Raw genomic sequence first — 19,200 nt, forward strand, 5'->3', positions numbered from 1 at the left:
GCGGGTCGCTCCGTCACGCCGTGAGGATCCTGCTGTCTCCGCGGTCGCTGACGATGACCTTCAGCCCGGTCGGCAGCCGCTCGCGCATCGCGTCGACGTGGCTGATCAGGCCGATGGTGCGCCCGCCCGAGCGGAGCGCGTCGAGGGTGCCGAGCGCGGTCTCGAGGGTCTCGGCGTCGAGCGAGCCGAAGCCCTCGTCGATGAACATCGTCTCGAGCGAGACGCCGCCGGACTGCATCGTGACCACGTCGGCCAGGCCGAGGGCGAGAGCGAGCGAGGCGAGGAACGTCTCGCCGCCGGAGAGCGACGCGGGCTGCCGGCGGGCGCCGGTGAAGGCGTCGAGCACGTCGATCCCGAGACCGGAGGCGGCGCCGCGGTAGGCGAGCGAGTCGTCGTGCACGAGGGCGTAGCGGCCGCTGGTCATCGCGTTCAGCCGCAGGTTCGCGGCGGCGACGATCTCCTCCAGCCGGCCGGCGAGTGCGAAGGCCTCGAGGTCCATCCGGCGGGTGTTCTGCCCACGGCCGTCGATCGTCTCGGCGAGGGCGCGGAGCTCCTCGTGCCGGCGCAGTCGCTCGTCGAGAGTCGCCAGTCGCTCCTCGGCGCGGCCCGACAGCTCGGCGAGCCGGGCGGCGCGGTGCTCGAGCACCGAGTGCCGCGAGCGGGCCTCGTCGCGGCGGGCGGAGGCGGCGCGCGCGTCCTCCTCCGCGGCGGCGAGGTCGACGGGGGCGGTCGGCAGGCCGGCGAGCTCGGGATCGGCCAGCACCGAGTCTGCGGCGCTGCGGCGGCGCTCGTGCTCGGCGACCACGGCCTCGGCGCGGGCGCGCTCGCCCGAGGTGAGGGCGGCGGACTCGGCGTCGTCGGCGCTCGCGAAGCCGCGGTCGGCGACCACCTCGGCGAGCTGGACCTCGGCGGCCTCGGCGGCCTCGCGGCGGGTGGTCGCCACGTCCTCGGCCTCGACGAGCGCCTCGGCCAGGCGGCGCTGCGCGGTGAGGGCCGCGACGCGGTCGGCGATGCTGGCGGCGCCGTCGCGGTGGGCGTCGATCCGCTCGCGCAGGAGGCGCAGCGCCTCGGCGGCGAGGGCGGCGTCGGAGCTGAGGCGCTGGTGCTCGGCGCGGGCGGTCTCGAGGGCGGCCGCGAGGTCGTCACTGCGGAGACGGAGGTCCGACCGCTCGCGCCGCAGCTCCTCGAGCCGCGTCGCGGCGCTCCGGGACGCGGTGAGCCGCATCTCGGCCTCGGCGCGGGCGGACTGCAGCTCCTCGGCGGTCGTGGCGCCGGCCCGCTCCTCGAGGGCCGCCAGGGCGAGCGCGCCGGCGCTCTCGGCTTCGCGGGCGGCGTCCATCGCGGCGGCGGCGCGGTCGACGGCGGTGCGCGCCTTCTCGATCTCGCCGGTGCCGACGGGCGGCAGCTCGCCGTGCTCGGCGGGGCGCGGGTGCTCGCAGGAGCCGCAGACGGGGCACGGGTCGCCGGGGACCAGCGCTCCCGCCAGCTCGCCGGCGAAGCCCGCGAAGCGGCGGGCGACCAGCTCGGCGTGCTCGGCGGCGCGGACGCCGTGCGCCCGGGCCGCCTCGGCGTGGACGGAGCGGAGGCGATCGAGCGCGGTCGCGGCACTCGCGCGCTCGGCGGCGGCGCGGATCCGGCGCTCGATCGCGGCCAGCTCCTCGGTGCGGGCCGGCAGCGCCGTCGCGTCCGGCGCGAGCGCGTCCTCCTCCGCGGAGAGCGCGTCGAGAAGGGCGGGCAGCGCTCGCAGGTCGCGATCAAGGACGGCCAGCGCGGCGGTGGACCGCTCGCGTGCGGTGACGGTCCGCTCGGCGCGGCGGACCGCCTCGGGCAGGCCGCGCTCGTCGGCCAGCGCATCGGTCAGCGCGCCGAGCGTGCCGGCGAGGCGCTCTGCGGCCCGGGTGGCGGCGGCTCGGTCCGCGGGCTCGTCGAAGGCGGTGGTGAACGCCTCGGCCGCGCTGTCGCGGCTCCGGGAGGCGGCGACGGCCCGCTCGGCGGCCGTGCGCGCGCCCTTGAGGAGCGGCAGCACCCCGTCCGCCCGCCGCGCGCGCTCGATCCGCTCGCGCTGCTGCACGACCAGCGACTCCGCGACCGCCAGCTCCTCGGCCTCGATCAGCGCGCTCCGGCGGCGGTCCTGCGCCCGCTTCACCAGCCGCGTCTCGTCCCGGGCGGTCTCGGCCGCGCGGAACGCGGCGTCGGCCTCCGCCACCTCGTCGCGGGCGAGCGCGAGGGGAGCGTCGAGCCGGGTCACCAGGGCGCGGAACCACTCCGCATCGGGCGGTGTCGGCGCCGTCTCCTCGTCACCGGTGAGCCGGACGGCCTCGTCGGCCAGCGCCGTCACGGCCGCGCGCTCCTCCTCGAGCGCCGCTCCGCTCTCCTGCCGCTGCTCGACGAGCCGCCGGCGGAGCAGGTCGTAGCGCTCCGTCGCGAAGAGGGTGCGCAGCAGCCGCTGCCGGTCGTCGTTCTTGGCGAGCAGGAACTCGTGGAAGCGGTTCTGCGCGAGCAAGATGACCTGGAGGAACTGGTCCTTCGTCAGGCCGACGATCCGGCCGATGTCCGTCCCCGTCTCCCGCGCGCTGGAGGAGAGCCCCCGCCACTCGCCGTCGACGTGCTCGAGCAGCGCGACCTTCGCCGCCTGCCGGGTGGTGCCGCCGCCGCGCTTGGCCGGCCGCTCGTACTCCGGCGAGCGGCGCACCCGGTAGAGCCGGCCGGCCGCCTCGAAGTCGAGCTCGGCGAACGTCTCGTCCTCGGGGGCGCTGTGGTCGCTGCGCAGGCGCGAGGCCGTGCCGTCGAAGCGCGGCACCGAGCCGTAGAGCGCGAAGCTGATCGCGTCGAGGATCGTCGACTTGCCGGCGCCGGTGCGCCCGGCGATCAGGTAGATCCCGACGTCCTCCAGGCGGTCGAAGTCGATCTCCTGCTCCGCGCGGAAGGGGCCGAGACCGGCGAAGGAGAGGCGGCGGATCCTCACCGCAGCGCCTCGGCGTCGACCTGCGCCAGCGCGTCGAGCGCGAGCGCGCGCTCGGTCTCGCTCGCGCCGTGTCCGCCGCGGACGTGCGCGAGGAAGTCGTCGATCACCTCGACGTCGCTGCGCCCGCGGATCCGCTCGGCGTAGCGCCGCTCGTCGACCGCCGCGTGCGGGGGCCGGTGCTCGAGCGTCGCGCAGCCGGGGAAGCGGGACTGCAGCCGCGCCATCGCGTCGAGCGGGCGGACCTCGTCCGTCAGCACCGCCGAGACCCAGTCCGGCTCGTACTCGGCGAGCGACGGGTCGCTCAGCAGCTCGTCCAGCCGTCCCTCGATCACGCTGAGCCGCCGCGGCACGGGCAGCGCCGACCAGGACACCTCGCCGAGCCCGTCGGCACCGAGCTCGACCAGCCAGCCGCCGCGCGGCTTCGACGCCTCGCCGAACGAGTAGTGCAGGGGCGCGCCGGAGTAGCGCACGTTCGGCAGCAGGGTCGCCCGCCCGTGGATGTGCCCGAGTGCCGCGTAGTCGGCCGCGGCGAAGTGGTCGACCGAGACGTAGTCGATCCCGCCGGCCGTGATGTCGCGCTCGACCGTGCCGGCCGGGGCGCCGACGGCGAAGCAGTGCGCGAGCACCACCCAGCGCCGCCCGGCCGCCTCGGCGTGCGCGCGGATGCGGCGCATCGCGAAGGCGAGGACGTCCTCGTGCCGGCGGAGCGACTCCTCCGGGTGCCGGTGCCGGTAGAGCCCGGGCTCGAGGTAGGGGATGCCGTAGACGCCGACCTCGAGCCCGCTCCCGTCGCGGAGGACGACCGGCTCGGCGTAGGCCTCGGGATCGGTGAGCACGTGCACGCCGGAGCCGCGCAGCAGCCCGGCCTGGAAGCCCAGCCGGGCGGGGGAGTCGTGGTTGCCGCTGGTCAGCACGACCTCGGCGCCGGCCGCGCGGATCGCCTCGAGCGTGCGGGTGAGCAGGGTGTAGTGCTCGGCCGCCGGCACCGCGGAGTCGAAGACGTCGCCCGCGATCAGGACGACGTCGACCGCCTCGGAGCGCACCGTCTCGACGAGCGCGTCGAGCACGACGCCGAGCGCGGCGACGCTCGAGTGGCCGTGGAAGGTGCGGCCGATGTGCCAGTCGGAGGTGTGCAGGAGCTTCACGACCGTCCTTTCGCGGGGTCTGCGGGTGTGCGGTGGCGCTCCCTGTCGTGCCCCTCCAGGCTACTGAGCGGCTCCGACACCGGACGCCGCCCGAGCCGTCGCCGCCGGACACCTCCCGTTCACCCGCGGGTGCACAATGGGTCGTCGGTCGATCGAAGGAGGCCCCGCGTGAAGCTGCCCCGAGTGCCCTCGACCCTCCTCGGTCTCGGCTCGCGCACCCGCGCCGCCGCCGAGGACACCAGCCCGATCGAGCGGATCCGCCCCGAGGAGGAGCCGGTCCGCCGGAGCACCGTCGACAACGCGATCTACCAGGACGGCCGCCGCGTCGTCTCGCCGCACAGCATCCCGGAGGCGCTCGCCGCCCTGCAGAAGCTGCCGGACGCGATGGCCTGGATCGGCCTCTACCGTCCGACCGAGGCCGAGCTGGCGGCTCTCGAGGACGAGTTCTCGATGCACCCGCTCGCGATCGAGGACGCGATCAGCGCGCACCAGCGGCCCAAGCTCGAGCGCTACGGCAGCGACATGTTCGTGGTGCTGCGGGCCGCGAGCTACGCGGACCAGCGCGAGGAGGTCGACTTCGGCGAGCTCCACCTCTTCGTCGGCCCGAACTTCGTGGTCACCGTCCGCCACTCCGAGAAGCCCGACCTCTCCCTGGTCCGGCGCCGGATGGAGGCCGACCCCGAGCTGCTGCGCAAGGGACCGGTGGCGGTCCTCTACGCGATCCTCGACGCGGTCGTCGACCAGTACGCCCCGGTCGTCGCCGGCCTCGAGAACGACATCGACGAGATCGAGGCGCAGGTCTTCGAGGGGGACCCCGCGGTGTCCCGGCGCATCTACGAGCTCTCCCAGGAGGTGCTCGACTTCCAGCGGGCGACCCGTCCGCTGACCGGCATGCTCGGCCGGCTGGTCACCGACTTCGACGTCTTCCGCGAGGACGTCGAGCTGCGCCGCTACCTCCGAGACGTCGCCGACCACGTCGCCGTGGTCGACGAGCGCGTCGAGGGCTTCCGGACGACCCTCCGCGAGATCCTCGCGGTGAACGCCACGCTGGTCGCGCAGCGCCAGAACGAGGACATGAAGAAGCTCGCGGAGGCGGGCAACCAGCAGAACGACGAGGTCAAGCGGATCTCCGCCTGGGCCGCCATCTTCTTCGCGCCGACCATGATCTCCAGCGTCTACGGCATGAACTTCGACGCGATGCCCGAGCTGCACCTCGCCTGGGGCTACCCGGCGGCGCTCGGGCTGATGGTCGCCTCGAGCGTGGTCCTGCACCGGTTGTTCAAGCGCTGGGGCTGGCTCTGAGCCGCGGCCGACGGCTGCGCGCGCTGTCAACACCCTGACGGGTCCGGCCGCCGCGCGTAGCGTCGGTCCGAGCCGCCCTCCGCGGCCCGAGTGCAGGGAGACCCGATGAAGCGAATCGACGTGCCGGCGATCGAGCGGACCTCGCTCTGGCGGCAGGACGCCGCTCCGATCCCGGGCGACGCGTTCGTGCCGGGCGCGCACTACGACGACGTGATCGTGGGAGCCGGCCTCTCGGGGCTCGTGACGGCGCTCCTGCTGCAGCGCGGCGGCCGCCGCGTCCTCGTCCTCGAGGCCCGCGAGGTCGGTGCGGTCGCGACCGGCAGCAGCACCGCCAAGCTCAGCCTCCTGCAGGGGACGCACCTCTCGAGGATCGCGGCCCGCAACACCCCCGCGGTCACCCGGGCCTACGTCGCCGCCAACCTCGCGGGCTTCACCTGGCTCGTCGACTACCTCCGCGAGGCCGGCGTCCCCGTGCAGCGCCGCACCGCGTACAGCTACGCCCAGACTCCCGACGGCGTGGACGCGGTGCTGCGCGAGCACGAGACGGCCCGCCGCTTCGGCCTGGCCACCCGCCTCGTCGGCTCGCTCGACACGCCCTTCCCGAGCACCGCCGCCGTGGCGCTCGACGACCAGGCCGAGTTCGATCCGATGGCGGTGCTGACGGCGCTCGCCGCCGACTTCCGGGCCGCGGGCGGCGTGCTCGTGCAGGGCGTCCGTGCGCTCGGGCTGCGCGCCTCCGCGCCCGTCCGCGTGCGGACCAGCGCCGGCGAGGTGACCGGCGAGCGGGCCTACCTGCTCACCGGCACCCCGATCCTGGACCGCGGGCTCTACTTCGCCAAGCAGGTCGCCCTGCGCTCCTACGCGGTGGCCTTCCGCGGTGCCGAGACGATCCCGGACGGCATGTACCTCTCCGTCGACGGGCCCTCGCGCTCGATCCGCGACGTGGAGCGGGACGGGGAGCGGCTGCTGCTGATCGGCGGCAACGGCCACGTGGTCGGCCGGAGGGCGCGGACGCAGGAGAGCGTCGACGACCTGATCGCCTGGACCCGCCGCTCCTTCCCCGGTGCCGAGCCGATCGCGCAGTGGAGCGCGCAGGACTACGAGGCGTTCCACCGGGTGCCGTTCGTCGGCTGGCTGCCGCGCGGCCGCGGGCGGATCTTCTTCGCCTCCGGCTACGACAAGTGGGGGATGACGAACGCGGTGCAGGCGGCGCTCACGCTCGTCGGCGACTCGAGGGGCGAGACGCCGCCGTGGGCGAAGGTCCTGCACCGCCGCCCGACGCTGCCCCGGGTGATAGCGGAGGGGGCCGGAGCGCTCGCCGCGGTCGGCGCCTGGTACGCCCGCGGCTACTGGTCGGCCGTGCGCGCGCCGCGCTCGGTGGACGTGGTGCCGGAGGAGGGGCACGGCGCGCTCGCCCGCGACGGCCTGCAGCCCGTGGCCGTCTCGACGGTCGAGGGTCGCCGCTGCGCCGTTTCGGCGGTCTGCCCGCACCTGGGCGGCGTCGTCACCTGGAACGACGCCGAGCGCAGCTGGGACTGCCCGCTGCACGGCTCGCGCTTCGCCGCCGACGGGTCGGTGCTGGAGGGACCCGCGGTCGCGCCGCTCGCGCCGGTGCGCTGACGACCTGCGGCGCTGACGACCTGCGGCGCCGGTCGCCCGGTAGGGTCGGCGCATGGGGGACACACTGCACATCCGACGACCGATCGCGTCTCGACTCGTGGCGACCGCTCTCGGCCTGGCCGTCGCTGCCGTCGCGCTGGCGGGCTGCACGAGCGAGGGCGGCGCTGAGGCGCAGACCCCGGCGCCGACCGTCACGGTGACGGTCGAGCCGACGGCCCGCGGCACCGTCCCGGGCGAGCAGGACACCAGCGTGTCCTACGTCTGCGGCCGCTACAGCTCGCTGCTCAGCATCGGCTGGACCATGCAGTGGTTCCACGACCGCGGCGACGTCTCGGACGAGGCGTACCAGGTGTTCCTCGAGCGGCAGGCCTTCCAGCTCCAGACGGTGCGGATGCAGAACCCGGAGCCGGACGAGACCGGCGTCTCCGCCGCGTCCTCCGGCATCCGGACCTACCTGCAGGACGCCCAGGCGGCCGCCGGCCGATGGACGTACGACCCGTCCTCACCGGAGTGGAGCACCCTGCAGTCCGACCTCGGGGTCGGCTGCGCCGCCGCCGGCTCGACCCTCGCCTCCTACGCCGAGCCCGAGATGGGCGGCTGAGCCGCCGGCCCGAGAGCACCTGCCGATCGAGCAGCCCGCGCTGCGCGCCACCCAAGTTAGTCGAGCAGCCCGCGTTGCGGGCCGCCCCTGTTGATCGAGGCGCCCGCGGAGCGGCCCCCTCATGCTGATCGAGTAGCCCGCGGAGCGGCCCCTCATGCTGATCGAGTAGCCCGCGGAGCGGGCGTATCGAGATCCACCATCGCCGGGAGTGCGGGCGATGGCGGGCTTGTGGTCAAGTGGTTGTTGCAACGAGGAGTTGGTCGAGGCGTTGGGCGGGGGTGGCCCAGTCGAGGGTTTTGCGGGGGCGGGTGTTGAGTTCTTCGGCGATGGCGTCGAGTTGTGTCTGGGTGTAGGTGCGGAAGTCGGTGCTGCTGCGGGGGAAGTATTGGCGCAGGAGTCCGTTGGTGTTCTCGTTCGATCCTCGTTGCCAGGGCGAGTGGGGGTCGGCGAAGAACACGCGGCAGTCGGTGGCGAGGGTGAAGGTGGCGTGGCGGGCCATCTCGATGCCCTGGTCCCAGGTGAGGGTGCGCCGCAGATGCTCGGGGAGTCGGTGCATGAGGGTGGTGAGCACAGCGGTCACGTTTCCGCTGGTGCGGTCCTCGGGGAGTGAGCCGAGCATCACGTAGCGGGTGGAGCGTTCCACGAGGGTGATGATCGCGGAGGTGCCTCGCGCGCCGATCACGAGGTCGCCTTCCCAGTGCCCGGGAACGGCGCGGTCCTCGGCCTCGGCGGGGCGGGTGCTGATGTTGAAGTCCTTCGCCCAGAGCCGGCCCGATCGAGCGGCCCGCGCGCCTCGGGACTGCGGGCGGCGAGAGGCGCGTGCTGAGCGCAGCAGCAGTTCGTGCGCGAGTTCTCGGCGCAGCTCTCCGCGGGTCTGGTAGTAGATCGCCTGATAGATCGTCTCGTGAGACACGTGATACTCCGGTCGGTCAGGGAACTCGCTCTTCAGCCAAGCAGACACCTGCGACGGGGACCACTTACTCCGCAGCTTCTGCTCGACCAGACCCCACAACAACGGCGACGCGGCCGGCCGCCTCGCTACGAGCTTGCGTGGTTTCGGGCGCTTGGCCCGCTCATCCGCTTTGCGCTGCGCGACCGCCGCGGAATACGCCCACCGGTACTCACCCCCCAACCCCGGGCCGATCCCCGAGGCCACGGACCGGCGACGATCAGGATGCCGCGCGAGCATTCCGGCGGTGTGAGCACCCCGATACACGTTGTTGCGTTTGAGCTCCCGCCACACCGTTGACCGATCACGTTTGATCAGCTCCGCGATCTCCGGGAACCGCAACCCCGAGCGAACAACACCGCGATCTGACCCCGCTCACCCGCATCCAACCGACGACCCGGCATGCAACCACCCCTCCGTTGCAACAACCGTATGAAACCGCCGGGTCTCGATACGCCCCTGCGGGGCTACTCGACCAACATGAGGCGTTTCTGCCAATGATTGGAGCTGCCCGCGGAGCGGGCCCGCATGTGATGGAGCAGTCCGCGGAGCGGGCCCGCATGTCATGGAGCAGTCCGCGGAGCGGCCCCTCATGCTGATCGAGTAGCCCGCGGAGCGGGCGTATCGAGATCCGCTGTCGCCGGGCGTGCGGGTGATGGTGGGTCTCGATACGCCCCTGCGGGGCTACTCGACCAGCATGGGGTGAGGGCGGGCCCAGATACGCCCCTTGCGGAGCTACTCGGCCGAGTCGTCCTCGGAGGGCTCGGCGACCTTCCGGCCGTCGGCGCCGGAGGCGTCGCCGTCCACGTGCAGGTCGGTGTCGCCGGGGATGCTGAAGTCGCTCAGGGGGTCGAGCGGCCCGTCCTCGTGGCTGGCGGAGTCGGGGGCGTCGCTGGTCTCGTCGCGTGCGGTCATACCTGCACCCTACGAGCGTCCGACGAGCCGCTGCACCGCGGTCACCGGGATCGACAGCCACTCCGGGCGGTTGCGCGCCTCGTAGATGGCCTCGTAGATGGCCTTGTCGAGCTCGAAGGCGTCCAGGACGGCGCGGTGCGCGGTGACCGCGTCGCCCGCCTCCTCGGTGTAGCCCTCGAGGAAGGCGCGGCGGCTGGCCAGCGCCCAGGTGGCCCGGGAGTCGCCCGGGGACGCCTGCTCGTGCGCGCCCGCCGCGTAGTCGAAGGAGCGGAGCATCCCGGCCACGTCGCGCAGTGCGATGTCCGGCAGCAGCCGCTCGTGCATCGGCCGCAGCGGCTCGCCCTCGAAGTCGAGCAGGACCCAGCCGCGGCCGGGCACGGCCAGCACCTGGCCGAGGTGGTAGTCGCCGTGGATGCGCTGCAGCCGCGGCCACGGGGCCTGCTCGGCCGCCTGGAAGACCGCGTCGATCGCGTCGGCGTCCTCGGCGATGACGGGCACCTCGGAGGAGGCGATCCGCAGCCGGCGGCGCATGGTCGCGATCATCCGCTGCACGACCTCGGGCGTCGCGTCCTCGGTCGGCATCACCTCGGCGAGGGTGGAGTGCACCTGCGCGGTCGCGAGGCCCAGCTCACGCGCCGGCCCGGTGAAGTCGGTGTCGCCGGCGACGGCCTCGAGCGCGACGCGCCAGGCGTCCTCGACGCCCGGCAGGAACTCCTGCGCGAAGGCGAGGTGCCCGAAAGCCCGGCCGGTCGGCTCGCCGCGGTCGTCCCACTCGCCGGTGACGTTGCCGATCACCGGCGGGACGAGCGTGCTGCCCGCCGCGTTCAGCGCGGACTGCACGGTGACGTCCGGGTTCTCGCCGTGGTGCAGCGCGCGGAAGACCTTGACGATCACGGGGGTGCCGGCCGAGCCGTCCTCCGCCGTGGTCTGCACGATGATCGAGGTGTTCGACTGCTCGCCGCTGAGGATCCGCGACGACGCGAACGCGCCGATCACGGCGCCGGGCTGGCGGTGGCCCTCGGCGCGGGCGCCGCCCAGGGCGCCCTCCGCGTCGGAGGAGCCGCCGTCGGCGATCAGCTCGAAGAGCGCCCGCGCGAACAGCGGGTCGCGGGGTCCGTCGTAGACGAAGCGGGTCCCGTCGCTCTCGATCAGCGCGTCCTCGAGGCCCGCGACGGGCGCCGAGCGCACGGTCACCGGCACCTGGTAGAGCACCGGGCTCGAGCCGGCCCGGTCGATGACGAGGTGCACGACGACGTCGCCGTCACCGCGCTCCAGGCGCCACTCGCCCCGGATCTCCAGCTCGGGGCGGCGCCCCTTGCTCGCGTACCACCGCTGATCGGCGACCCAGGCCGCGGCCCGGTCGATCGACAGTCCTGCGCTCATCTCTGCACTTCCCCTCGGTCGGCACCCCGAACCTTACGCGGCGCGATCGACGCGCCGGTGGGGCTTGCGGCGCGCCCATCCGATCCGGATCCCCGGCTCAGGAGCGGGTCTCCTCCGCCAGCCCGAGCACGTCCAGGATCCAGGCGTACTCGAACGCCACCTCGCGCCAGCGCTCGTAGCGCCCGCTCACGCCGCCGTGCCCGGCCGTCATCTCGATCTTGAGCAGTGCCGGCGCGCCGACCTCGCGCAGCCGGGCGACCCACTTGGCCGGCTCCACATAGAGCACGCGGGTGTCGTTGAGGCTCGTCGTCGCGAGGATCCGCGGATACCGGACGCCCTCGCGCACGTTCTCGTACGGCGAGTACGACTTCATGTACGCGTAGACCTCGGGGTCGTGCAGCGGGTCGCCCCACTCGTCCCACTCGATCACGGTCAGCGGCAGCGACGGGTCGAGGATCGAGGTCAGCGCGTCCACGAACGGCACCTGCGCCAGGATCCCGGCGAAGGCCTCCGGGGCGAGGTTCGCGACCGCGCCCATCAGCAGGCCGCCGGCCGAGCCGCCCTGCGCGACGAGGCGCTCGGGCGTGGTGAAGCCGGCCTCGACGAGGTGCCGGGCGGAGTCGACGAAGTCGGTGAAGGTGGTGCGCTTGGCGAGGGTCTTGCCCTCCTCGTACCAGGAGCGGCCCATCTCGCCGCCGCCGCGGACGTGCGCGATGGCGAAGACCACGCCGCGGTCGAGCAGCGAGAGCCGGGCGATCGAGAAGCCCGGGTCGATGCTCGCCTCGTAGGAGCCGTAGCCGTAGAGCAGGAGCGGCGCGGGGGCCTCGTCGGGCGCCGTCGCGTCCTTCCGCCAGACCAGCGACAGCGGGATGCGCGTGCCGTCCTCGGCGGTCGCCCACTCGCGGCGCTGCTCGTAGCGGGCGGGGTCGTAGTCGCCGAGCACCGGCTGCTGCTTGAGCACGGTCCGCTCGCCGGTCGCGACGTCGAGGGTGAGCACCGTGGAGGGGGTGACGAACGAGGTGTAGGCGAGCCGCAGCGCGGGCTGCTCCCACTCCGGGTTGCCGGCGAGGCCCGCGTCGTAGAGCGGCTCGTCGAAGACGATCTCGTCCAGGCGCGCGCCGCCGTCCCCGTCGATCAGGAGGCCGAGGCGGGTCGCCCCCGCCTCGCGGTAGGAGACGACGACGTGCCGCGCGAAGGCGTCGACGCCCTCGATCCGCCGTCCCGGGGTGTGCGGGACGAGGACGTGGCGCTCGGCCGCCCGCTCCTCGGGGGAGAGCGCGAGGTCGGCCGGCTCCTCGACGATCTCGAAGTCGAGTGCGCCGTCGTTGTGCACGATCAGCAGGCGGTCGCGGCCGTCGACGACGGCGTGGTCCACCTCGTACTCGACGCCCTCGCGGCGCGGCCAGACCGAGCGGAACTCGCCGGTCGGGTCCTCCGCGTCGAGCAGCAGGCACTCGCTGGTGATCTTGCTGCCGATCTCGATGACGAGGAAGCGGCGGCTGCGGGTGAGCCCCACGCCGATCCAGTAGCGCTCGTCGGGCTCGGAGAAGACGACCTCGTCGGCGGTCGACTCGGTGCCGACGGTGTGCCGCCAGATCGTGTCCGGCCGCCAGGACTCGTCGACCGTGGGGTAGAAGACGAAGCGGGCGTCGGCGCCGAAGGTCGCGCCACCGCCGGTGCCCTCGACGACGTCCGGGAGGTCCTCGCCGGTGCTGAGATCGCGGATGCGCAGCGTGTAGCGCTCGTCGCCCTCGACGTCGGTGCCGAAGAGCAGGAAGCGCCCGTCGGCGGAGACGTCGAAGCTGCCGAGCGAGAAGAAGTCGTGGCCCTCGGCCTCGATGTTGCCGTCGAGCACCACCTGCTCGCCCTCGAGCGGTCCGCCCTCGGCGATGGAGGGCGGGGTCCAGTCGTCCGGGCCGGAGATCGGCGCGCGGCAGTGCACGCCGTACTGGCGGCCCTCGTAGGAGCGGGAGAAGTACCACCAGGCGCCCTCGCGGACGGGGACCGAGAGGTCGGTCTCCTTCGTGCGCGAGCGGATCTCGTCGAAGAGCCGCTCGCGGAGCGGGGCGAGGGGAGCGAGGAGCGCGTCGGTGTAGGCGTTCTCGGCCTCGAGGTGCGCGATCACCTCGGGCTCCTCCTTCTGCCGCAGCCACTCGTACTGATCGACCACCAGATCGCCGTGGTGACGGCGTTCGAGCGGGACACGGCGGGCGACGGGAGGGACGGGCGCGGTCATCGCTCCAGCCTAGGCCGACCTCGCGCCCCGCCGCGGGCCTGCCGCCGGGAGCGCCGTCCGCGTGCGCACAATGGACCATGGCTCAGCGTGCGGACCGGACGAAGGCGGAGGCGCCGCGGCGCGTGCAGACCGAGGTGGAGCGGAAGTACGACGTCGATGCGGACACCGCCCTGCCGGAGCTGACCGGCGCGGGCACCGTCGTCACGGCGCTCGCCGAGGAGCCCGTCCGCCTGTCCGCCCAGTACTTCGACACCGCGGACCGCGCCCTCTCCCGCGGGCGGATCACGCTCCGTCGCCGCGAGGGCGGCGAGGACGAGGGCTGGCACGTCAAGCTGCCCGGCTCGGCCGGCCGCACCGAGATCCACGCCCCGCTGACCGCCTCCCGCACCGTGCCGGCCGAGGTCCGGGAGCCGGTGCTCGGCCACGTCGGCCGCGCGCGGCTCGAGCCGCTCGCCACCCTCGAGACCGTCCGCTCGATCACCCGGGTCGCCGACTCCGCCGGCCGCCGCCTCGCCGAGATCGCGGACGACCTGGTCATCGCGCACGACCAGCGCTCCGGCGTCGAGCGGCGCTGGCGGGAGTGGGAGGTCGAGCTCGTCGACGTCCACGGCCCCGAGGGCGAGGCGGTGCTCGACGCGATCGAGGAGCGACTGCTCGCCGCCGGCGCCCGCCCCGCCGAGAGCGCCTCGAAGCTCGCCCGGGCCACCGGCGGTCCGATCGAGGACGCGCACCCCGCACCCCAGGACGGCGGGGAGGCGGCGCTCGCCGCGATCCGCGAGCTCCTCACGGGCCTGCGCGCCGTCGATCCGCGGGTGCGCCTCGAGGCCGACGACGCGCTGCACCGGATGCGCCTGCACACCCGGCGGCTGCGCACCGTCCTCGCCGCCTCCCGCTCCGTGCTGGAGCGCGAGGCCCTCGATCCGCTGCGCGACGAGCTGCGCTGGCTCGCCGGCGTCCTCGGCGCCGCCCGCGACGAGGAGGTCCTCGCGGCCCGGCTCCGCACCGCCGTCGACGAGGCGGGGGAGGGACTGCCCGCGAAGGCCGTCGCCGGCACCACCCTCTTCGACGCGATCGAGCGCCGGCACGCGATCGCCCTGCAGCGGGTCGCCAAGACCCTGCGCGGCGCCCGCTACCTCGCCCTGCTCGCCGCGCTCGACGCCCTGGTGGCCGACCCGCCGCGGACGGCGAAGGCCGGCGCGAGCGCGAAGAAGCTCGTCCGCCGCTCCCTCGCGAAGGAGGTCTCGCGCGTCGACGCGGCCCGCACGGGCGGAGACGACGTCGAGGCCCGGCACGAGCTGCGCAAGGCCGCGAAGCGCCTGCGCTACGTCGTCGAGGCCTGGAGCGCGGTCGTTCCGGACGCCGTCGGCGCGACACCGCACCGGATCGCCAAGGCGGCGAAGGCCGTCGCCGACGCGCTGGGGGAGGAGCGCGACGCCCTCGCCGCCCGCGACGTGCTCCGCGCGCACGCCCTCGTGGCGGCCCGCCGCGGCGAGCCGGCGTTCGCCCTCGGCGTCGCCTCCGCCCGCGAGGAGAGCCGGGCTCACGAGGCCGCGCGAGCCGGGGACGCGGCGCTGGAGCGGCTGCACTCCCTGTCAAGCTGAGCAGGACGGTCATCCGCACGAAACGGGCGGCGGATAATGTGAATCATGCCTTCCGTCCGTCCTCTGCCGTCAGCCCTCCTGCGTCCGCGCCATTTCGACCGTGACGACGTGGTCGTCCATGCCGGTCTGTTCTCGCTGGTCAACTCGAGTACGACCCCGCAGGCGGCCTGGACCGAGGACCTGATCGCGCTCGGCGAGGTGCTCGACGAGGCGGAGTTCCCCTACCGCCTCATCCGCGGCACGAAGGGCGCGCCCTTCCTCGCGATCGACCGCTCGCTCGGCGCCGAGCTGGCCACGCTGCTCGCGCGCGCCTTCGCGACCGAGCCGTTCTACGTGAAGACGCTCGACAAGCGCGGCACCCCGCCGCTGCTCCTGGCCGAGGGCGCGATCGCGCCGTACCCGCGCGCCGCGGTCTTCTCGCTCTTCCGCCCCCGCGTCTCCTCGAGCGGCTCGCTGCGCTACGGCGCCCGGAGCGGCGTCCGCCTGGAGTTCTGGAAGGTCGGCGAGGAGGAGATCACCACTCCCGCCGAGAACGCGCTGATGCGCAGCAGCCTCCCGGTCGCCGAGGCGATCGACGCGCACGTCGAGGCCTACGGACGCACCTGGCCGACCTTCGAGGGCATGTTCGAGCCGCTCGTGAGCGACATCCGCTTCGACGTCGACATCGTCTTCTCCTGGGTCGACGGGACGGACCTGGAGTTCCAGCGCGCCCGCGCCGCCCGGATGGCCAGCTACGTCGTGGGCGAGGGCGACGACGCCCCCGCGCGCTTCCGTCAGATCGACGAGCTCAAGTACGCCCTCCGCAGCGTCTACATGTACGCGCCGTGGGTCCGGCACATCTACATCGTCACCGACTCGCCGCGCCCGCGCTGGCTCGACGAGCATCCCGACGTCACCCTGGTCCGCAGCGAGGACCACTTCCGCGACCTCTCGGTGCTGCCCACGCACAACTCGCACGCGGTCGAGAGCCAGCTGCACCGCATCCCGGGCCTCGCGGAGCACTTCCTCTACTCCAACGACGACATGTTCTTCGGCCGCCCCGTCGACCCGTCGATCTTCTTCTCGCCCGGCGGGATCACCAAGTTCATCGAGGCGACCACCCGCATCGGGATGGGCGACTCCAACGCCTCCCGGAGCGGCTTCGAGAACGCCGCCCGGGTGAACCGCCGGCTGCTCCGCGAGCGCTTCGGCGCGATGACGACCCGCCATCTCGAGCACGCCGCCACGCCGCTCCGCAAGAGCGTGATGGCCGAGCTCGAGACCGAGTTCGAGCCGGAGTTCACCGCGACCGCCGCCAGCCGCTTCCGCTCGGCGAGCGACGTCTCCGTCACCAACTCGCTGTACCACTACTACGCGCTGATGACCGGCCGCGCGGTGGTGCAGGAGAACGCCTCGGTGAAGTACGTCGACACGACGATGCACCAGGGCCTGAAGGACATGAAGAAGCTGCTGAAGAACCGCGGCGTCGACTTCTTCTGCCTCAACGACGGCAGCTTCCCCGAGATCTCGGCGGAGGCGCGCACCCGCGCCGTGATCGACTTCCTCGAGGAGTACTACCCGATCCCGGCGCCCTGGGAGCGGGTGGACTGAGCATGGCCTGGGCGATCGGCGGAGGGGTCCTCGGGCTGCTGCTCGGGCTCGCCAGCGCACTCGTCTTCCCGGGCATCGGGGTCGGCGCGGGCATCGGCGTCGGGATCGCGCTCGGCGCGGCCCTCGCCTTCGCCGGGCACTTGTTCGCCCTCGACCGCAGTCGTCCCAAGCGCTGACGTCCGTTCTGCAGGCGATCCGCGGCTCCGGAGCCTCGGTCCCGCGGACGGGATCGTCGCTCGGCGCGGATCGCCTGCAGACCGGACGCAGTCCTTTAGGCGCTGACGCTGACGGGCTCCACGACGGGCGGGTAGAGCGCCTCGACCTGCTCGAGCGGAGCGGCCGTGGCCGGCGCGATCTCGACGCCGTGCGAGGCGAGGATCCGCTCGGTCTCGTTCGCCGAGACGTAGGACACCTCGGTCGAGGCTCCGATCGGCACCACCGAGTGCAGCACCGTGCCGTCGTAGACGTGGATGAGGTTGAAGGCCTGCGCGGAGTTGCGGGCGCGAGTGCCGCCGACCGGCACGTTGAGGTCCTGCGTGTAGCAGGTGGCCGACGCGACCGAGACGGGGATGCCCGCGAACGTCGCGGTCGAGGAGTAGTGCAGGTGGCCGGCGATGATGCTGCGGACGTCCGAGCCCTCGAGCACCTCCGCGAGCGCGGGCTGGTCGCGGAGCTCGACGAGCACCGAGAGGTCGAGGACGCTCGGCACCGGCGGGTGGTGCAGCGCCAGGATCGTGCCGTGCGGCGCGGGGCTGGAGAGCTCCTCCGCGAGCCAGTCCAGCTGGGCGTCCGAGATCTCGCCGTAGTGCGCGCCCGGGACGGTCGAGTCCAGCGCGATGATGCGCAGTCCGTTCACGTCGTGCACGCGGTCGATCGGCTGCGTGGTGGGCAGCTGGTCGAGCAGCCCGGAGCGGAAGGCACCGCGGTCGTCGTGATTGCCCATCACCCAGATCACCTCGGCACCGAGGCGGGCGGCGGCCGGCTCGACGACGGCGCGGAGCTTGGCGTACGCCTGCGGCTCGCCCTTGTCCGCCAGATCGCCGGTGATGACCACGGCCTCCGGGCGACCGCCCGAGGCCTCCAGCTCGTCGAACAGGCGGCGGAGCTGAGCCTCGCTGTCGACGTCGGAGCCGTACAGCCCGCCGTCTCCGGCGATGAAGTGGGTGTCGCTGAGGTGAAGGATGAAGTGGTTCGGCCGGGGGTACTCGGCCTGGCGGACAGTCATGATCCTCGGGTTCCACGATCGGTGGGGCCGGCTCGATCGAGTCGGCGTCGGTACGGGATGTCGCATGGTGCTGTACTGCTGGTCCGCGGGCTGGGAACTGCTCCCGCGAGGCTCAGTCCATCATCGCGGGGTGAACGGACGGCCAACGAGGACCGGCGCGTCATCGAACGGTTTTCCCAGATTCGGCGCCGGACGGTGCCTTCGTCCTCAGGAACCGCTCACCGAGCGCGCACTCCCCGCACACCGATCGCCCACGCCCCGCATCGGCGTCGCAGAGGGAGTCGTCAGAGCTCGAGCAGGAGCCGCGCGTGGAAGGCGATCGCGCGCTCGAACTGGTCGACCTCGACCGACTCGTCGGCGCCGTGGATGCCGAGCTGCTGCTGCGGGCTGATCTCGAACGGGATGAAGCGGTAGACACCGTCGCTGATCGCGTGGAAGTGGCGGGCGTCGCTGCCGCCGGTCTGCACGTAGGGCGCGACGATCGCCTCGGGGAAGACCTCCTGCACCACGCGGCGGAGCACGTCGTACGGGCCGCCGTCGCCGGGCTCGCCGGTGGGGGAGACGGGGGAGGGCTCGTGCGCGACGCGCACCTCGATCTCGACCTCGGGGTCGTCGATCACCGCGCGGATCCGCTCGACGACGCCGGCGACGGTGCCGCCCGGGTTGATCCGCACGTTGGCGACCGCGCTGGCGGTCGACGCGAGGACGTTCGCCCCGGTGCTGCCGCGCAGCTGCGTGATCGCCACGGTCGTCCGCAGCATCGCGGCGGAGCGGTTGGAGTGCGCGGCCAGGGCCGCGATGACGGCGTCCGGGTGCTCGTGCGGCTTCGCGTACCAGACCGCGTGCGCGGCGTCGGCTCGGGGTGCGGCGGCGCGCACCAGCTCGGCGATCGGCTCCGGCAGCGTCGAGGGGAACGGGTTCTCGGTGAGGCGGTGGATCGCCCGCGCGAGACGCTGGGTGGCGAGCATGCCGGGCAGGGGCGGCGGGGCGGAGGCGTGCCCGCCCGCGTCGCGGCAGGTCAGCTCGAGGTTCATGATGCCGCGCTCGGTGACGCCGATGACGGCGATCGGCGTGGTCACTCCGGGCACGATGCCGCGGCGGACGTTGCCGCCCTCGTCGAGCACGAAGCGGGGGCGCACGCCGCGCGCCCCGAGCAGCGCGACGATCGACGGTGCGCCGTCCCCCGCCGTCTCCTCGTTGTGCGTGGAGACCAGGTAGACGTCTCGGCGAGGACGCTCTCCCCGCAGGACGGCCGCTTCGACGGCCTCGAGCAGGGCGACGAGGGAGCCCTTGTCGTCGAGCGCGCCGCGCCCCACGATCGCGGTGCGGCCGTCCGGTCGGAGGACCGTATCGGCCGCGAACGGCGCGATCGACCAGTCGTCGGGGGTGACGCTGACCACGTCGTAGTGCGCCATCAGGACCGACGGCTCGCCGTCCTCGGTGCCGCGCCAGCGCCAGACGAGGGAGTGCCCGGCCACGGTCTCGCGCTCGAGGGCGCTGTGCAGCGCGGGGTAGAACTGCTCGAGCAGCTCCTGGAAGACGCGGAACCGGCTCCAGTCGGTGTCGGACTCGTCGGAGTGCGACACCGTGTCGACCCGCAGCAGGGCCTGGAAGCGCTCGAGCGCGGTCGTCGTCACCGGGCTAGCCTACGACGGCGGTCCCGACCCC

The 19,200-nt window shown here is 73.6% G+C and carries 14 protein-coding genes; 6 read left to right on the top strand and 8 right to left on the bottom strand.

What is annotated here, in order from left to right:
• Positions 1-13: 13 nt before the first annotated feature.
• The gene (locus tag EDF45_RS06705; protein WP_123735392.1) at positions 14-2,965 is read right to left on the bottom strand and encodes an AAA family ATPase; all 2,952 of its coding nucleotides are present in this window, start codon (positions 2,963-2,965) and stop codon (positions 14-16) included.
• Positions 2,962-4,110, bottom strand: a complete 1,149-nt coding sequence (locus EDF45_RS06710) for an exonuclease SbcCD subunit D (RefSeq protein WP_123735393.1) — start codon at positions 4,108-4,110, stop codon at positions 2,962-2,964. Before EDF45_RS06710 ends, EDF45_RS06705 begins: the two co-directional genes overlap by 4 nt.
• Positions 4,111-4,278: 168 nt before the next feature.
• Between EDF45_RS06710 and EDF45_RS06715 the strand changes: the two genes are divergently transcribed.
• From EDF45_RS06715 to EDF45_RS06725, 3 genes are all read left to right on the top strand, one after another.
• A complete protein-coding gene (locus EDF45_RS06715) occupies positions 4,279-5,412 on the top strand; it encodes a magnesium and cobalt transport protein CorA (protein WP_123702982.1) in 1,134 nt (377 codons plus the stop codon).
• 105 nt (positions 5,413-5,517) lie between these two features.
• Complete coding sequence (locus EDF45_RS06720; protein ID WP_123735394.1) at positions 5,518-7,032, top strand: FAD-dependent oxidoreductase; 1,515 nt, start codon at positions 5,518-5,520, stop codon at positions 7,030-7,032.
• A 52-nt stretch (positions 7,033-7,084) separates the two neighbouring features.
• On the top strand, positions 7,085-7,633 hold the full coding sequence (locus tag EDF45_RS06725; protein ID WP_148060235.1) for a hypothetical protein: 549 nt from the start codon (positions 7,085-7,087) through the stop codon (positions 7,631-7,633).
• A gap of 232 nt (positions 7,634-7,865) precedes the next feature.
• Here EDF45_RS06725 and EDF45_RS06730 read toward each other — a convergent pair whose 3' ends face one another.
• From EDF45_RS06730 to EDF45_RS06745, 4 genes are all read right to left on the bottom strand, one after another.
• Positions 7,866-8,924: an IS30 family transposase gene (locus tag EDF45_RS06730; RefSeq protein WP_123735396.1), complete on the bottom strand. Its 1,059-nt coding sequence runs from the start codon at positions 8,922-8,924 to the stop codon at positions 7,866-7,868.
• Positions 8,925-9,317: 393 nt separating this feature from the next.
• Positions 9,318-9,497: a hypothetical protein gene (locus EDF45_RS06735; RefSeq protein ID WP_123702986.1), complete on the bottom strand. Its 180-nt coding sequence runs from the start codon at positions 9,495-9,497 to the stop codon at positions 9,318-9,320.
• Between the two features lie 9 nt (positions 9,498-9,506).
• Positions 9,507-10,880, bottom strand: coding sequence for a maltokinase N-terminal cap-like domain-containing protein (locus EDF45_RS06740; RefSeq protein ID WP_123735397.1), 1,374 nt, complete (start codon positions 10,878-10,880; stop codon positions 9,507-9,509).
• Between the two features lie 97 nt (positions 10,881-10,977).
• A complete protein-coding gene (locus EDF45_RS06745; protein WP_123735398.1) occupies positions 10,978-13,116 on the bottom strand; it encodes a S9 family peptidase in 2,139 nt (712 codons plus the stop codon).
• Positions 13,117-13,193: 77 nt separating this feature from the next.
• On the opposite strand from EDF45_RS06745, the gene EDF45_RS06750 reads away from it, so the two are divergent.
• The 3 genes from EDF45_RS06750 to EDF45_RS21185 all read left to right on the top strand — a co-directional run bounded on the left by EDF45_RS06750 (position 13,194) and on the right by EDF45_RS21185 (position 16,483).
• Positions 13,194-14,717, top strand: a complete 1,524-nt coding sequence (locus EDF45_RS06750; RefSeq protein ID WP_123735399.1) for a CYTH and CHAD domain-containing protein — start codon at positions 13,194-13,196, stop codon at positions 14,715-14,717.
• Positions 14,718-14,825: 108 nt separating this feature from the next.
• The gene (locus EDF45_RS06755; RefSeq protein WP_243646392.1) at positions 14,826-16,307 is read left to right on the top strand and encodes a stealth family protein; all 1,482 of its coding nucleotides are present in this window, start codon (positions 14,826-14,828) and stop codon (positions 16,305-16,307) included.
• A gap of 2 nt (positions 16,308-16,309) precedes the next feature.
• The gene (locus EDF45_RS21185) at positions 16,310-16,483 is read left to right on the top strand and encodes a hypothetical protein (RefSeq protein WP_165909224.1); all 174 of its coding nucleotides are present in this window, start codon (positions 16,310-16,312) and stop codon (positions 16,481-16,483) included.
• A gap of 95 nt (positions 16,484-16,578) precedes the next feature.
• Here EDF45_RS21185 and EDF45_RS06760 read toward each other — a convergent pair whose 3' ends face one another.
• Positions 16,579-17,532 (bottom strand): phosphodiesterase, encoded by a 954-nt coding sequence (locus tag EDF45_RS06760; RefSeq protein WP_123735400.1) that lies wholly within the window; start codon positions 17,530-17,532, stop codon positions 16,579-16,581.
• A 284-nt stretch (positions 17,533-17,816) separates the two neighbouring features.
• On the bottom strand, positions 17,817-19,169 hold the full coding sequence (locus EDF45_RS06765) for a M20/M25/M40 family metallo-hydrolase (RefSeq protein WP_123735401.1): 1,353 nt from the start codon (positions 19,167-19,169) through the stop codon (positions 17,817-17,819).
• Between the last annotated feature and the right edge of the window lie 31 nt (positions 19,170-19,200).

Origin of the sequence: Rathayibacter sp. PhB186 (assembly GCF_003751825.1) — a bacterium.
Taxonomy (GTDB): Bacteria; Actinomycetota; Actinomycetes; order Actinomycetales; family Microbacteriaceae; genus Rathayibacter; species Rathayibacter festucae.

Coding starts and splice junctions, on each gene's coding strand:
- EDF45_RS06720 (WP_123735394.1), top strand. CDS start 5,518: ATGAAGCGAATCGACGTGCCGGCGATCGAGCGGACCTCGCTCTGGCGG.
- EDF45_RS06725 (WP_148060235.1), top strand. CDS start 7,085: ATGGGGGACACACTGCACATCCGACGACCGATCGCGTCTCGACTCGTG.
- EDF45_RS06735 (WP_123702986.1), bottom strand. CDS start 9,497: ATGACCGCACGCGACGAGACCAGCGACGCCCCCGACTCCGCCAGCCAC.
- EDF45_RS06740 (WP_123735397.1), bottom strand. CDS start 10,880: ATGAGCGCAGGACTGTCGATCGACCGGGCCGCGGCCTGGGTCGCCGAT.
- EDF45_RS06745 (WP_123735398.1), bottom strand. CDS start 13,116: ATGACCGCGCCCGTCCCTCCCGTCGCCCGCCGTGTCCCGCTCGAACGC.
- EDF45_RS06750 (WP_123735399.1), top strand. CDS start 13,194: ATGGCTCAGCGTGCGGACCGGACGAAGGCGGAGGCGCCGCGGCGCGTG.
- EDF45_RS21185 (WP_165909224.1), top strand. CDS start 16,310: ATGGCCTGGGCGATCGGCGGAGGGGTCCTCGGGCTGCTGCTCGGGCTC.
- EDF45_RS06760 (WP_123735400.1), bottom strand. CDS start 17,532: ATGACTGTCCGCCAGGCCGAGTACCCCCGGCCGAACCACTTCATCCTT.